At 71.9% G+C, this 14,767-nt stretch carries 11 protein-coding genes; 4 read left to right on the forward strand and 7 right to left on the reverse strand.

The features are described from left to right. Positions 1-111 precede the first annotated feature (111 nt). A complete protein-coding gene (locus OP04_RS29075) occupies positions 112-1,467 on the forward strand; it encodes an MFS transporter (RefSeq protein WP_198154020.1) in 1,356 nt (451 codons plus the stop codon). A gap of 48 nt (positions 1,468-1,515) precedes the next feature. On the opposite strand, the gene OP04_RS29080 is transcribed toward OP04_RS29075, so the two are convergent. From OP04_RS29080 to OP04_RS29105, 6 genes are all read right to left on the reverse strand, one after another. Further along, positions 1,516-2,325, reverse strand: a complete 810-nt coding sequence (locus OP04_RS29080; protein WP_033343043.1) for a hypothetical protein — start codon at positions 2,323-2,325, stop codon at positions 1,516-1,518. Positions 2,326-2,403: 78 nt separating this feature from the next. Further along, complete coding sequence (locus OP04_RS29085; RefSeq protein WP_232323775.1) at positions 2,404-5,247, reverse strand: AfsR/SARP family transcriptional regulator; 2,844 nt, start codon at positions 5,245-5,247, stop codon at positions 2,404-2,406. Between the two features lie 80 nt (positions 5,248-5,327). After that, entirely contained in the window at positions 5,328-8,417 is a 3,090-nt protein-coding gene (locus OP04_RS29090; protein WP_033343044.1) for an ATP-binding protein, read from the reverse strand. A gap of 34 nt (positions 8,418-8,451) precedes the next feature. Next, positions 8,452-8,973 (reverse strand): hypothetical protein, encoded by a 522-nt coding sequence (locus OP04_RS29095; protein ID WP_033343045.1) that lies wholly within the window; start codon positions 8,971-8,973, stop codon positions 8,452-8,454. An 8-nt stretch (positions 8,974-8,981) separates the two neighbouring features. Continuing rightward, on the reverse strand, positions 8,982-10,586 hold the full coding sequence (locus OP04_RS29100; RefSeq protein ID WP_157240511.1) for an aldehyde dehydrogenase family protein: 1,605 nt from the start codon (positions 10,584-10,586) through the stop codon (positions 8,982-8,984). Beyond that, a complete protein-coding gene (locus tag OP04_RS29105) occupies positions 10,570-11,523 on the reverse strand; it encodes an SDR family NAD(P)-dependent oxidoreductase (protein ID WP_051799292.1) in 954 nt (317 codons plus the stop codon). Before OP04_RS29105 ends, OP04_RS29100 begins: the two co-directional genes overlap by 17 nt. 159 nt (positions 11,524-11,682) lie before the next feature. Here OP04_RS29105 and OP04_RS29110 point away from each other — a divergent pair, with 159 nt between their 5' ends. After that, positions 11,683-12,465 (forward strand): SDR family NAD(P)-dependent oxidoreductase, encoded by a 783-nt coding sequence (locus OP04_RS29110; RefSeq protein WP_033343046.1) that lies wholly within the window; start codon positions 11,683-11,685, stop codon positions 12,463-12,465. 534 nt (positions 12,466-12,999) lie between these two features. Here the strand turns inward: OP04_RS29110 and OP04_RS56540 are convergent. Next, entirely contained in the window at positions 13,000-13,128 is a 129-nt protein-coding gene (locus tag OP04_RS56540; RefSeq protein ID WP_269746715.1) for a hypothetical protein, read from the reverse strand. Between the two features lie 16 nt (positions 13,129-13,144). Here OP04_RS56540 and OP04_RS52115 point away from each other — a divergent pair, with 16 nt between their 5' ends. Both OP04_RS52115 and OP04_RS29125 read left to right on the forward strand, forming a co-directional pair. Continuing rightward, positions 13,145-13,288, forward strand: a complete 144-nt coding sequence (locus tag OP04_RS52115) for a LuxR C-terminal-related transcriptional regulator (RefSeq protein WP_332309687.1) — start codon at positions 13,145-13,147, stop codon at positions 13,286-13,288. A 57-nt stretch (positions 13,289-13,345) separates the two neighbouring features. Further along, the gene (locus tag OP04_RS29125) at positions 13,346-14,755 is read left to right on the forward strand and encodes an MFS transporter (protein ID WP_033343048.1); all 1,410 of its coding nucleotides are present in this window, start codon (positions 13,346-13,348) and stop codon (positions 14,753-14,755) included. Positions 14,756-14,767 lie beyond the last annotated feature (12 nt).

Here is a 14,767-nt window from a genome sequence, read left to right on the forward strand (position 1 = left end):
CCAGGGTCCGGGACGGCCTTCTCGATGGTGTTGGCGCGGTGGCCACACCGATCAGCGAGGTCACCAGTCGGCAAGCTTCATGGTCGGTCACCCCCTCTGTGTTCCGCCGATGTGGATGGGACGGCCGATGGCGCCTGGGCGCTCGGCCGAACAGATTTCATTGAACAGGCCGCGACTTCCCTGAAAGTGAAGCGGAACGTGCCATCACGAACCGGCCCGAGAATCGCGGAAGAGAAAGTTCAGTCCACTGTGAAACCGTCAGGTCCCATGGCTCTCAGCCGCAACAGAGAATTCCGGGCGATCGCGGTCGCCGAGGCGCTGTCGGTGATAGGCGACCAACTGTCGCGGGTGGCGCTCGCGCTTCTGGTCTTCGAACGGACCCGCTCGGCCGGGCTGAGCGGACTCACCTATGCGCTGACCTATCTGCCCACCGTCGCCGGCGGTTTCCTGCTCTCCTCCTTGGCCGACCGGCGGCCACGGCGTGAGCTCTCCGTCGCGATCGACGCGATGCGCGCCGCGATCGTCCTGACGATGGCCCTTCCGGGAATGCCCTTCGCCGTCCTGTGCTGCCTGGTCGCCGCGTCGTCGTTCCTGAGCGGGCCCTACACCGCGGCCCGGCTGGCACTTCTGCGCGACGTGCTCCCGCAGGAGCAGTACGGCGCCGGCATGGCCGTACGGCAGTCGCTGTCCCAGGGCGGGCAGCTGGTCGGCTTCGCCGCCGGCGGATTCATCGCCACCGCCTTCGACCCGGCGACCTGCCTCATCGTCGACGGTCTCACGTTCACCACAGCAGCCCTGGTGGTACGCCTGTTCGTGCGCGCCCGCCCGGCCACGACGACCGAGCGGGCGCGCGGGGGCACCGCGTCCACCATCGCCTTCATCTGGCAGTCCCCGGCCAGACGCGCGATTCTGCTGTCCACCGTGACCGGCGTATTCCTCACCGCACCGAAGGCCCTCGCCGCGCCGCTCGTGTTCGACATGGGGCTGCACGGTGGCTGGACCGGGATCTTCATGGCCTCGGAAGGCATTTTCGCGGTGGTGGCGCTGGCCTTCTTCGCCCGGCTGGTAAAGGCCGACCGCTACCCGAGAATCTTCCCGATCGTGTGCCTCGCCCCGTGCGTACCCCTGCTGCTGGTCTTCACGATCGGCAACCCATTCCTGATCGTCCTGGCCTTCGGCCTCAGCGGCGCCCTCTGGGCGGTGCTCACGGTCGTCGCCGCGTCGTCCTTCGCCGATCTGCTCCCCAATGAACAACGGGGTCGCGGCATGGGAATCGCCGGTTCGATGAACGCGACGGCACAGGGCGTCGGCGCCTTCCTGGCCGGTGTGCTCGCCGACCGGATCGGCGCCGCCTCGTCCATCAGCCTCGTCGGCCTGACCGGCCTCCTCGTCGCGCTGATCCCCGCGCTGCTGTGGCTCTCCGCACCGCTCCCGGACGACCGTGCGGAAGCGGTCACCGTGTCGTAGAACGGCGCCGGATCGCAGGGATCCGGCGCCGGCCGCGCACCTGTCGGCTCAACTCGCCGGGAAGGCGGGCCACCGCCGCAGGTCCGCGGCGACCTCGGGATCGAGCTTGCCGATCGCGTCGATCGCCTCGTCCTGGGTCGGCACCGGGCCGTGCAGCAGGTCGATCAGGGTGTGGACGGCGAGGACGCCCGAACTCTGCCACAGGCGTTTGGTGAGCGTCTGGAGCCCGAACTCGAACCAGACGTAGTTCGGCCCGCTGCCGGAGACCGCGTGGTGCATGTCGGTCAGCGCGCTGTACTGCCACGACGATCCGGTGGAGCGCCACACGACCCGTACGACGGTGAGCAGCGGGTCCTCCAGCGCGGGCTCGACCTCCGTGACGTAGCCCTGCAGCGCGAGGTTGGCGAGCATCTCCCGCAGCCAGAACGACGTCGGGTCGGTCCCCTCGCTCTGCCCGTGCAGATAGTGCCCGATCTCGTGGGACACCAGCAGGTCGGCGAACCTGCCGAGGCTGACCGGGTCGCCGTAGACGCGGCGCAGCTCGTCCCGGTCGGCGGCGGTCAGGTACGGCTCGACCGAGTCGAGGACCACGTCCCAGAACTCGGCGGGTTCCTGGCCCACGACGACGCGGTCCGGCGTCTCGTGCGGCATGCCGTAGACCGGGAACGCCGCCACGCTGTCCCAGTCGTCGCGGCCCACGACGTACAGCGGAGGGATCTTGAATTCGCCGGTGACCGAGCGGAGCCAGGTCACCATCCGCTCGGCCTGGTCCGCGATGACGCGGCCCCGGGCGGCGCCGCCGGGACTCACGTGGACCGGGAAGCCCCAGCCCTCCAGGGACTCAAGTTGGTTGCCCATGGGAAACTCCTCTCGCCGGCGGGCCGGACGGCGCCGCCACCGCGAGAACGTACTGACGCGCACTTGATCGCCAGTTGGTCACGGATCCATCCGCGATAAAGAGGGCGGCCGGTGCAGCTTGGCCGCGAGCTGCCGCAACTCCGCCTGCATCTGCCGCGGGCCGCCGTCCTGGAAGGTCTCCAGCACCCCGCACGCCCCGTCGAAGGCCTCGTTCGCCCCGCCGAGGTCGCTCGCGGACAGCAACAGTGCAGAAAGACTGCGAAAGGCTTCGAAATGGTACGGGCCCTGGCCGACCGACCGGGCCGCCTCGACCGCACGCCGCAGCTCGGTCGCCGCGTCGCCGGTGCGGCCCAGCTCGGCCAGGTTGTTGCCGAGGTAGACCCGGATCATCGCCTCCTCGTGCCGTCGCCCCACCCTGCGGTTCAGGTCGAGTGACTGCTGGAGCACCCGGGCCGCCTGGTCATACCGCCGCAGCCTGGTCAAGGCCCTGCCCCGGTAGGCCAGGCAGAACATCTCCAGCTTGGCGTTGCCGACCTCGCGGCAGAGCGCGACCGCGGTCTCCGCGCACTCCAGTGCCCGTTCGTGGTCGCCCAGCACGGCGTGGACCGAGTGGAGGTTGATGTGGATGAGCGCCTGTTCCAGCCGCATGCCGCGGTCGGCGAAGACCCGAAGGGCGGCCGAGAGCAGGTCGAGGGCCTCGTCGTTCGCCCCGAGGAACCAGCGGGCGCCGGCCAGGCTGCGCAGCACGTGCGCCTCCCCGATCACGTCACCGCTCTCGCGGGCGGCGCGCAGGGCAAGACGCATGACGGCGTCCCAGTCCTGGAAGTAGCCGCACCACTCGAAGTACTGCTGCATGGTGATCGCGAGCTGCCAGGGCACGATGCCGTACCCGGTCTCGGCGGCCAGGCGTACCGCCTCCTTGAGCACGTCCCGGTTGTCCGCGAACCATCCGATCGCCTGCCGGTAGGTCGTCGGCCGTTCCGGCGCGACGCCGGGCTCCGGCGGGGCCGGCGGGATCGGGGTACGCACGGGCGAGAGCACGACCTGGGCGTTGAAGCTGCTGTGCAGGTAGTACTGGAGCAGCCGGCCGACCGCGGCCCGCTGCTCGGCGACCGAGTCGATCGTCACCAGCAACTCCTGGGCGTAGGCGCGGACGAGCACGTGCGAGGTGATCCGCCCGTGCTCGTCCTCGGCGACCAGCGCCGCCTCGGTCAGCTCCTCCAGCTCCGCCCTCGTCCGGCCCGGGTCCTCGCCGGACAGGCTGATGCAGGCCTCCGGGGTGATCTCCGGGGCCAGCGCGGCCCCGAGCAGCCGGAACAGCCGGGCCGCGCCGGGGCTGAGCTGCCGGTAGGACCAGGAGAAGACGGTGCGGGGGCCGATCACGTCCCGGCCCTCGTGGAACGCCGCCAGCCGGCGGGCGCCGTCCCGCAGCTCGGCGGCGACAGCGCGCAGCGACAGGTTCGGGCGCACGCCCAGCCGGGCGGCGAGGATCGCGAGCGCGAGCGGGAGGCGCCCGCAGAGTTCGGCGATCTCGTCGAGCGTGGCGGCGTCCCCGGTCCTCGGGCCGGCCAGCCGCGTCGTGAGGATCTCGCGGGCCTCCGGCAGCTCCGGCACGGTGGCGCGGTAGAGGCGGGTGCCGTCGGACGCGGCCAGCCCGACCAGGGGTCGCCGGCTGGTCATCAGCACCAGGCTGTCGGCGGAGTTCGGCAGCAGCGGTCGCACCTGGGACGCGTCGCGGACGTCGTCGAACAGCAGCAGCAACCGGCGGCCCACGGTCAGGCTCCGGTACGTGCCGAGCAGCGCCTCGAACGTGTCCGGCACGTCCGCCGAGCGCAGCCCCAGCGCGTACAGCAGCGACCGCAGCGCGACGGAGGCCGAGACGCTGCCGTCCTCGTCGCCGTGGCCGCGCAGGTCGAGGTAGAGCGCGCCGTCGGTGAACTCGCCGGCGATCCGGTGGGCGAAGTGCGCGACCACGGTCGACTTGCCGACGCCGCCCATGCCGTCGACGGCGATCGTCATCGGGCTGGTGCGCCGGCTCTCGCGCAGGTCACGCACCAGGTCGTGCAGGTCGCTCAGCTCGTGCCTGCGGCCGACGAACAACGGCGGGTCCGGGGGAAGCTGGGCCGGGCGGACCAGCGGGACCGGGCCGGGTGCCTCGGCCTGGTCCGGCGCAGGGACGAGCACCCGTTGCTGCGCCTCCCGGAGATCGCTGCCCGGATCGATGCCCAGTTCCTCGGCGAGACGGTCGCGGATCTCGCGGTACGTCTCCAGCGCCTCGGCCTGCTGGCCGGCCGCCGCGAGGACGCGCACCAAACTCGCGTAGACCGGTTCGTGCAGCCGGCCGATCGTGGCCGCGAGCCGCAGCGGCGCGATGACCTGAGCCGGACGGCGCAACCGCACGGCGATGTCCGCGGCCTCACCGGCGGCGTCGAAGAACTCGCCGTCGAGGCCTGAGAAGGCCGAGGCCGCCTCGGCGCTGTCGGCCAGGCTGTCGCCCGCGGCCCCGTGACAGAGGCGCAGGGCGCGCAGGTAGTGGTCGAGCGCCTCATCGGGCCGGTCCTGGCCGGCGCTCTCCTTCGCCTGCGCGACCGACCGGCGGAAGGCCAGCAGGTCGAGCTCCTCGGGAGCGGCGGTGAACCGGTATCCGGTGTCGTGCCGGATCAGGTACGACCCGCCGGAGCGCGACGCCAGGCCCGGCTCCAGCACCCGGCGCAGGGCACCGATGTACTTGTGGATGACGTTCACGGCGCTGGCCGGCGGGTCCGCACCCCAGAGCAGCTCGATCAGGCCGTTCATGCTGATCGGCCGGTCCACCCGCGCGATCAGCAGCGCCAGCAGGGAACGCTGCTGGCGAGGCCCGACGTCGAGCTCGACACCGCTGCGGCGGACCCGTAGCGGACCCATGATCTGCAGGCGCAGCACAGTCGATCTCCCCCGGCATAGCACGTTTACCGGACCGTATGCCGGGTCAGTGAAATACGGGTTGAAGCCGAGTGAAACGGCTAGCCGGCCAGGAATTCGTCGGCGCGACGCGCGAAGAGATGGGCTTCCCGCGCGACCGCGAGCGTCCTGGCCCGGAGCGCGGCGGCCCGCACGACGTCGGCGGGCGCGCCGCGCGCCCGCAGGATCCGGGCCCGCAGCAGCAGGATCAGGCCCTCCGCGTACCGCTGGCCATAGGTGTCGAGCAGTTCCGCGGCGCGGTCGAGGGCGGCCTCGGCCTCGTCCAGCGCGCCGGCCGACAACCGCATCTCGGCGAACAGCGCATGCCAGGTCGCCACGCAGGCGCGCGGCGGATCGAGCAGCATCGTGTCGATCAGCTGCCGGGCCTCCGCCGCCGCGCGGTCCGGATCGTTGCCGGTCATGGCCAGTGCCCAGCAGCGGCCGAGCCGCTGATAGGTGCCGAGGAACGCGAACGAGAACTCCGGGTCGGCGGCGATGCCGCGCTGTGCGGCGCGTAACGCCCAGCCGGGGTCGCCGATCAGCGCGGCGATCCGGGTGGCGAAGGTGGCCCAGATCGTCGTCACGTACGCGTCGTCGCCCGCGGCGGCTTCGAGCTCGTCGACGAGGGCACGTGCCGTGCCGACATCACCGTGCAGCGCGGTCGTCTCGGCGAGCATGCCGGCGATCAGCAGCTGCAGGTCGTGCCGCAGCGGGTGTTCCGCCCGGGTCACCAGGTCACGGCCGGAGCAGCTCAGGTGGCGGAACGCCTCGCCGATGTTGCCGACCGCCCACTGGTGGATGCCCCAGGCGTGCAGGCCGTACCCGCGGATGATCGGGTCGGTGGAGGCCGCGCCCTGGTCGAGCAGCCGGCGGGCGAGCGGGCCGCTGAGGTCGAGTTCGAGACCCTGCGCGCGGGCGGCCCACCGCGAGTACAGGAAGTCGGCGGCCTCGCGTTCCCGCCCGAGCGTCCGGGCCAGGTGCTCCGCGCGTTCCAGCAGGTCGAACGTGGCCGACACGTACATCGCACGCATCCCGACGACGGCGGTGAGCAGCGCCAGCGCCGACAGCTCCAGTTCGGGCTGCCCGGCCGTGCGCGCGAGCCGGACGGCCAGGCGAAACTGGCCCTCGGCCGCCTCCACCGCGGCCTTGGCCGTCGCGCGGCGTCCCGCCTGGATCAGCGCGCTCGCGGACCGGGCCGGATCCGCGAGCGGGCCGGCCTGCCACAGGTGGTAGGCGTGCCGCTCGGCGAACGCCTCGGCGTGCGGATCCGTGCGTTCCAGCGCGTCCGCGACGCGCAGGTGCATCCGGTTGATCAGGTGGGCCGGTGTGGTCGCGACGACCGACTCGCGGACCAGGTCGTGCGCGAAACGGAACGTGAACGGGTCGTGCGGCGCCAGCTCCACCAGGCCGAGTGCCCGCGCCGGCCCGAGCCGTTCCAGGCAGGCCTCCGCATCGAGGCCGGCGACCGCGGCGAGCAGGCCGACGCTGCCCTCACGCCCGATGAGACCGGCGATCCGCAGCAGGTCGCGGGCCTCGCCGTCCAGCCCGGTCATCCGGTCCCGGACCACGTCGAGGACGGTGGACGGCACGCCGGCGTCATCGCTGTTGGACCCGCCGTCGGTCAGAAGCCGCGACAGTTCACGGACGAAGAACGGATTTCCCGCGGTACGGGCATGGATGGCGCGCGCCGCGGCGACCCCGGGAACCTTGCCGGTCTCCCGGCGAATGAGCTCGGTCACCTCGGCCACGCCGAGCGGCCCGAGCCGCAGCCGCCGATGACCCGGCGCCCGGCTCACCGCGGCGAGCATGCGCGACAGCTCCGGTCCTGGCTCGGGCGCCCGGTCGCGAAACGCGCCCAGGATCGCCGTGCCGGGTGGCAGCCGGGTCGCCAGGTGGGCGAACATCTGCAGCGAGGCCGCGTCCGCCCAGTGCAGATCGTCGATGATCAGGATCACCGGGCGCCGGGCCGCGGCCTCGCCGACGACGGCCACGACGCGTTCGAACAGGCGGAACCGGGCGCCGCTGTCCGGCAGCACCCGGGCGATGTCGACGTCGTCCCGCGGCTCGACCAGGCGGCCGATCTCACCGGCGAGCCACCGTTCCCGCGCGGGGCGCGACATGCTGTGCAGGACCACGCCGATCGCCCGCACCCACGGCCACATCGACGGCGTGCCCTCGCCCTCGACACACGTTCCCCGGACCACCAGCGCGCCCGCCCGCTCGGCCTCGGCGGCCGCCTCCTCCAGCAGCCGGGTCTTGCCGACGCCGGGCTCGCCCTCGACCAGGACGAGCGCCGCGCCGGTGCCGGGCGGCACCACCTGCCGGAGCACGTCGAGTTCCTCCTCGCGCCCGATCAGCCCCTCGGTCCTCGGGCCGGCCGCCGGCGGCACGGTCTGGGCCAGCACACGCCGGTGCGCCTCCCGCAGCTCAGGGCCGGGTGCGACGCCGAGTTCCTCCGCCAGGCGGGTCCGGACCGCGCCGAACGCCGCGAGCGCATCGGCCTGCCGGCCGGCCGCGCCCAGCACGGAGATGAGCGCTGCCTGCACCGGCTCGTGCAGCGGCGCCATCGCCGCCGCCAGTTCGAGTGCGGGGCGCACCTGCTCCGGCCGGTCCAGGAGCACGGCCAGGTCGGCCGCGGCCACGCAGGCGGCGAAGAACTCGGCGTTCAGCCCGTCGAAGATCGGCGCCGCGTCGGGGCTGTGCGCGAGACCGTCGCCGGCCGGCCCCTTCCACAACGCGAGCGCCTCCACGTACCGGGCCAGCGCGACCTCCGGGCGCGACATCGCTGCCGCGCTGCGGACCCGATCCCGGAAGTCGGCCAGGTCGAGCATCGGTGGACCCGGTTCGAACAGGTATCCCTGGTTTCGCCGGAACAGGTAGGCTCCGACGCCCCGGGGCGGCAGGGACGGCTCCAGCAGCCGCCGCAACACGCCGATGTACTTGTGGATGATGTTGACAGCGGTGGCCGGGGCCTCGTCGCCCCAGATCAGGTCCACCAGCTCGCTGACGGGTACCAGGCGACCGGCCCGCGCCGCCAGCAGCGCGAGCAGGTACGCCTGCTGGCGTGGCCCGGTGTCACACTCCGCACCGTCGTGCCAGACGCGCAGCGGGCCGAGGATCTGCACCCGCGGGGAGCCTTCGGACATGGGCATGACGTCCAGTGTGACGCGGCGGTCGCCGCCACCGTCAGGCGCGGGGCAGCCGTACCGCCGAGATCAGGAAGAAGATGCCGCCCAGCGTCGCGTAGCCGGCCAGGTTGGCCAGCGTGGCCTCGCTCCCCGCCGTCGCCACGAAGGAGGCGCCGGCGAGCACGGACAGGCCGCCGCTGAGGATCATCGCCCACTGGCCGCCGAGCCGCCGGCGGCCGACTCCGACGGCGAGCTGCACCAGGCCCGAGACGATCGCCCAGGCGCCCCACACCCGCAGGACCGCCGGGATGCCGGAGCCGGTGGCCACCGCGACGCCGACGCCGGCGAGCGCGCTGATCGCGATGTTCACGTACAGCCCGGGGTTCCGCCCGGACGACCGCAGGTCGACGACGGCCGCGGCCACGTCGAACAGCGGGTAGAGCACCAGCAGCGTCACGCTGACCGGGTTCAGGTCCGCGCCGGTAGCGAACAGCGCGACCGCCCAGATCAGGGCGAAGCCGCACCGGGCGAGGTAGAGCCGGCGCAGGGCACCGGTCGTGGTGGAGACAGCAGTGGACATGGGGATCCTCAGAAGTCGGGGCGCTGGAATCTGGCGCGCAGCACGGTGCCGGCGAGCGCGAAGAACCGCGCCCAGGTCGGTTCGATCGTGTACCGGGCGAGACCCGACGACAGATCGCGCCAGCCCCGCTTGTGGTCGATGATCATGTGGCCGGGTGACGTGAAGCCGCTGTAGACGATGGACTTCTCGACGTTGTCGTAGCCGAAGAGATTGCCGAAGTTGCCCCGGCCGGAGACGAACTCGCGCCCTTCCTCGTTGCCGCCCCAGGTCAGGTACGCGTTCGTCCACACCTGAGGCGGCATCGCGTTGACGCCGACGGCCCCGTAGCGCAGGTCGCTCACCGCGCGCTCGACCGCCCCGGTGTGCGCCTTCCGGGTGTCCTCGTCGACCATGATGCTCGCGGCCAGCGTGCCGAGCAGATGCGCGTTGGCGAAGTCGGTCGCGGCCGGCAGGAACGCCTCGGCAGTGGCCTCCACGTCGAGCGACACCTCGGAGATGACCTGCGAGAACGCCTCGTTGCGCAGTGCGAAGCCGTCGGTGCCGGCATCCTCGATCATCAGCAACGCCGAGGACGGGGCCAGATCACGGGGCTCGATGACCAGCGCCTTCGGGTACTCCCTGCGGAACGCCGCGAACGTCTCGTCGGTGCCGGGATAGTAGGAGCTGTCCGCCGGCGTCCCGTCGCGCAGCGCCTCGGTGACGGCGTCCAGGAACTCGCGGCGCTGCCCCCAGTTCCGGCTGGTCACCAGCGTCTGGACGCGGCCGCACACGGCACCGCCGTTGATCTTGGTTAGGCTCGCGATCTGGAGCGCCTGGTGCCGGATCTCGCTCTTCGTCCACGGCCGGTCACCCGGGACGACCAGGCACGGATTGTTGCCGCCGCACTCGGAGACCAGCTCGGTGTCGGTGGCCTCCATGATCGCCTTCGCCGTGGGCGCGCCGCCGGTGAAGTAGATCTTCGCCAGGCGCGGGTCCTTGGTCAGCGCCTGGCCCTCGGAGTGCGCGACGAACGCCAGCGCCCGCGCGTCCACCAGCGGCTGGAGCACCCTCTCCCAGACCTCGTCGACGGCCTCGTTCAGCGCGTGCGGCTTGTGCACGACCGCGCAGCTGTCCAGGAAGAGCGCGCGGATCACCTCGAACGACGACGCGAAGTTGCCCGCACCGAGCACAGCGATGATCCCGCCCGGCTTCTCGTACGGCCCGACCCGGCGCGGATCGCCCTTGACCCGCAGGACGTCGGTGCGGTCCCCGAACAGCAGGCGGTCCTTGCCGCGCGGCGACACCCGCACGTCGAACCGGCCCTCGCCGGCCGGCGTCACCCCGAGCGGCTCCAGCGGGCGGGCGCGCACCAGGCTCTCGTACAACTCGATGGCGGCCGACACGTTCGCGGCCATCGGCACCACGACCGTGCCGACGCTGGTGCCCTCCCGGTGGGCCAGCGCGGGAGTGCCGCGGGCGAAGCCCTTCGCGCGCACGTCCGTCTCCACCAGCTCGTCGAAGTGCGCGTCGATGTTGCGACGCACCCGCCTGAGCAGGTCCAGCCGCTCGGCCGGCGAGGTGTTCCGCCAGCGCTCCGGATCGACCCAGTCGACCGCCTCAGTGGCTTTCAGCATTTTCTTTCCCCTGTTTCTGGAAACGGATCAGATCGGCGGAGATCTCCCAGAGACGTGCCGCCCGGTCCGGGTCGAGTGCGTAAGCGGCCACCCCGCGGCGAATGCCGGGAACGTGCGGCCCCGCCTCCTGGCAGTCCTCGAAATAGCGGCCGGTGACCCCGTCGAGAAGCGGCGAGGCGGCCAGCAGAACCGAGGTGGCCGCACCCTGCTCCGGGTCCTTCCACGACACCCCGGTGGCGCCGGTCGGATCGGCCGCCGGCGGCAGCGCGGTCACGTGGCGGGCCAGACCCGTGCCCGCGATACGACCCGGATTGAGCGCGTTGACGGTGATGCCGTCCGGCGCCCACCGCTTGGCGGCCTCGACCGCGAACAGGATGTTGGCGGTCTTCGACTGGCCGTAGGCGACCCACGGATCGTACGGTCGGCGGTCGAAGTGGAGATCGTCGAAGTCGGCATCCGCGTCGACGTGCGCCACCGAGCTGACCACCACGACCCGGGCGTTCCCGGCCGCGGCGAGCGCGCCGTGCAGCCCGCCCGCGAGCGCGAAGTGGCCGAGGCTGTTGGTGCCGAACTGCAGCTCGTGCCGCTGGCGTGTCCGCGCCTCGGGCGTCGCCATGACCCCGGCGTTGTTCACCAGGATGTGCAGCGGCCCGGCCCAGTCACCGGTGAAGGCGCCGACCGAGCCGAGGTCGGCGAGGTCGAGGTGCGCGACCCGCACCGCGCCGCCGAGCTCGTCGGCGGCACGCCGGCCGGCCGCCACGTCACGGACGGCCAGCGTGACCTCCGCCCCGGCCCCGGCAAGGGCCCGCGCGGTGGTCAGCCCGATGCCGGACGCGCCGCCGGTGACGACCGCCCGGCGACCGGAGAGGTCGACGCCGGCGATGACGTCGGCCGCGGTCGACGTGGCACCGAATGGTGTGGTGACAAGAGCGGTCATACGGTGTTCCCCGTTTTCGGGTATCGATCGAAACGAACGACAAAAACCTAGACCGACACCAGCAAACGGCCAGTTTATTGACGCCAGGACGCATAAAGAGGCCGTCAAGTGAGCCACGAAAAAAATGTAGGCCGAGCAATATTCGGCCGAAGGAGAAGAATGCGCTACCGAGGCACGACCGCGCTGGTGACCGGCGCCAGTTCGGGAATCGGCCGGGAGTTCGCGGCCACGCTCGCGGCGCGCGGAGCCGACCTCGTGGTGACCGCCCGGCGCACCGAGCGGCTCGAAGAACTGGCCACCGAGCTACGCCGGGACCACGGGGTGCGGGTAACCGTGCTCCCCGCCGACCTCAGCCGGCCCCGGGCCGGAGCCACGCTGCGCGACGCGCTCGCCGCACGCGGCATCCGGGTGTCCACCCTGATCAACTGCGCCGGCCTCGGCGGCACGAGCGCCCTGACCGAGGCCGGCGAAGACGCCGTGCACGACCTGGTCATGGTCAACGTGACGGCACTGACCGACCTCACCCGCGCGTTCCTGCCGGAGGTGCTCGACGCCGGCGACGGCGCGATCGTCAACATCGCAAGCCTGGTCGGGCACGTACCGGTGCCCGGCATGGCGGTGTACGCGGCCGGTAAGGCGTACGTCATCAGTTTCACGGAGGCGCTCGCCTACGAGCTTCGCGACTCGCCGGTCCGGGTCCTGCTGCTGACCATCGGATCAACCCGGTCGGAATTCTTCGCCGCCTCGGGCACCATTGAGGAGGGCGTCCGCTTCCAGACGCCGGCCCAGGTGGTCGCCACCGGGATGCGGGCACTGGACGCCGGGCGCCCGCCCACCGAGGTCGTCTCCGGCACCATCAACCGGGTCAACCTGGCGGTCATGCGCCGGCTCCCCCGCCGGCTCGCGCTGACGCTGGCGGCCCGAGCCGCACGCCCCGCCTGAACGCGCCGCGCCGATCGAGTTCGCCGCCCGCAAGCTCTCGAGGTTCCCAACCATCAACCAAGATCAAGATCCAGTTCGTTTTCCCGCTCACGCGGTGGTTGCGGTCCGCACGCTCCCGCGGGCACCGGTCGTCGCTGGCGCTCCTCCCTGCCGGTTTCGCCGTGCCAGAGCCAAACCCCGCCCCTCCGGCCCGCCCGGTCACCCCGATGCGACGGCCGTGCGGGTCCGGCCTGCGACCCGCGGGGTCAGAGGTTCTCCAGCTCACCGGCGGACGCAATCAGCAGGAACAGGAGCGCCTGGATGATCAGCGCGGTCGCCCACCAGCGGGTGGAGAAGACGCCCCCACGATCCCGATCACGGCGGCGATGATCCCGGCCACGCTGGCGATGATCGCGAGAACCGAATCCACGGTGTCCACGTCCCCGATTCTTCGGACCCGCCACCGGCCGCGGATCACCGTTGACGGCGGACCTGCCCTCCGTCCGGCCACCGGTCCACACCGGATCCGCCCCGGCACCATACCCGGTCGATCGTTCAGGCCGGGACGTTCTCCGTACGCGCGCTGCGGTACAGCCGGAACGCGGAGACCAGGTACAGGATCGCGCCGCCGACGGCGTACCCGTTCGGGCCGCCGAGGGACACCTCGGTCCCGGCCGCGTTCATGAAGAAGCTCAACCCGATGACCGACGACGAGATCGCCGCCCGCATCTCGGTGTCCCCGTTCACCGTCAAGACCCACGCCGTCCGCGCCATGACCAAGGTCGGCGCCCGCGACCGGGCCCAGCTCGTCTCGTTCACGTTCCGGGCGGGCCTCTACCCCTGAGGCGCATGCCTGCCGATGGGGCTCGAAGGAGGGCAAGGTCTAGGCTGATGATCACCTATGACCACTGATACGAGCCGCGGCGCGACCGTCGGCCTGCGTTCGCAGCGTGGACCGATCCTGCTGGCTCTCATGCTCTCCACCGGGCTCATCGCGATCGACACCACGATTCTGGCCACGGCCGTGCCCAGCATCGTGAAGGATCTGGGCAGCTTCGACCAGTTCCCGTGGCTGTTCTCCGTCTACCTGCTCACCCAGGCGGTCTCGGTCCCGATCTACTCCAAGCTCGCCGACACCGTGGGCCGCAAGCCGATCATCCTCATCGGCATCGCGGTCTTCCTGATCTCCTCCGTGCTGTGCGCCGTCGCCTGGAACATGGCCGCGCTCATCGTGTTCCGCGCGCTGCAGGGCCTCGGTGCGGGCGCGGTCGCACCGGTCTCCGTCACGATCGTCGGCGACATCTACACGGTCGAGGAGCGGGCGAAGGTCCAGGGGTACATCGCCGGCGTCTGGGCCACCGCGTCCGTGCTCGGGCCGACCATGGGCGGCCTGTTCTCCCAGTTCGTGTCGTGGCGCTGGATCTTCCTGGTCAACGTGCCGCTCTGCCTCGCCGCCGGCTGGATGCTGCTGCGCGCCCACCGCGAGACCGTCGAGAAGCGCGAGCACCGCATCGACTACGCCGGTGCCGCCACGCTCACGGTCGCGCTGACCGCGCTGATCCTGGCCGTCCTCGAGGGCGGCAACGCCTGGGCGTGGCTCTCCGCGCCCAGCCTCGCCACGTTCGCGATCGGCATGGTCGCGCTGGTCGTCTTCGTCCTGATCGAACGCCGCGCCGCCGAGCCGATCATCGACCTGACGCTGCTGCGCCGCCCGATCATCCTCAGCACCACGTGCGTCGCGATCGGCGTCGGCGCGATGCTGACCGGCATCACCAGCTTCGCGCCCACCTACCTGGAGAACTCGATCGGGACCGCCCCGCTGGTCTCCGGCCTCGCGGTCGCCGCGTTCACCATCGGCTGGCCGCTCGCCGCCAGCACGTCCGGCCGGATCTACCTGAAGTACGGCTTCCGCTTCACCGCCATGATGGGCGTCGGCATCGCCACGCTCGGCGCGATCGCGCTGGCCCTGGTCGCGCCCTGGCCGAACCCGCTCACGGTCGCCGGGGTCACGTTCGTCATCGGCTTCGGCCTGGGCTGGACGTCCCCGCCCACCATCATCGCCGCGCAGTCCTCCGTCGCATGGAACCAGCGCGGCGTGGTCACGGGCGTCAACATCTTCGCGCGTACGGCCGGCAGCGCGATCGGCGTCGCCATCTTCGGTGCGCTCGCCACCCGCATCATCGCGGCCGGCGCCGGCGAGCACGACTTCGACACCATCGTGTCCGCCTCCACCTGGGTCTTCACCTCCGTGGCCGTCGCCGCGGTGCTCACCTCCGCCGCCGTGCTCACCATGCCGCGTACCCCCGCCTGACCTCCCTCGGCC

Origin of the sequence: Catenuloplanes japonicus, from assembly GCF_000717135.1 — a bacterium.
In the GTDB taxonomy this organism is placed as follows: domain Bacteria; phylum Actinomycetota; class Actinomycetes; order Mycobacteriales; family Micromonosporaceae; genus Catenuloplanes; species Catenuloplanes japonicus.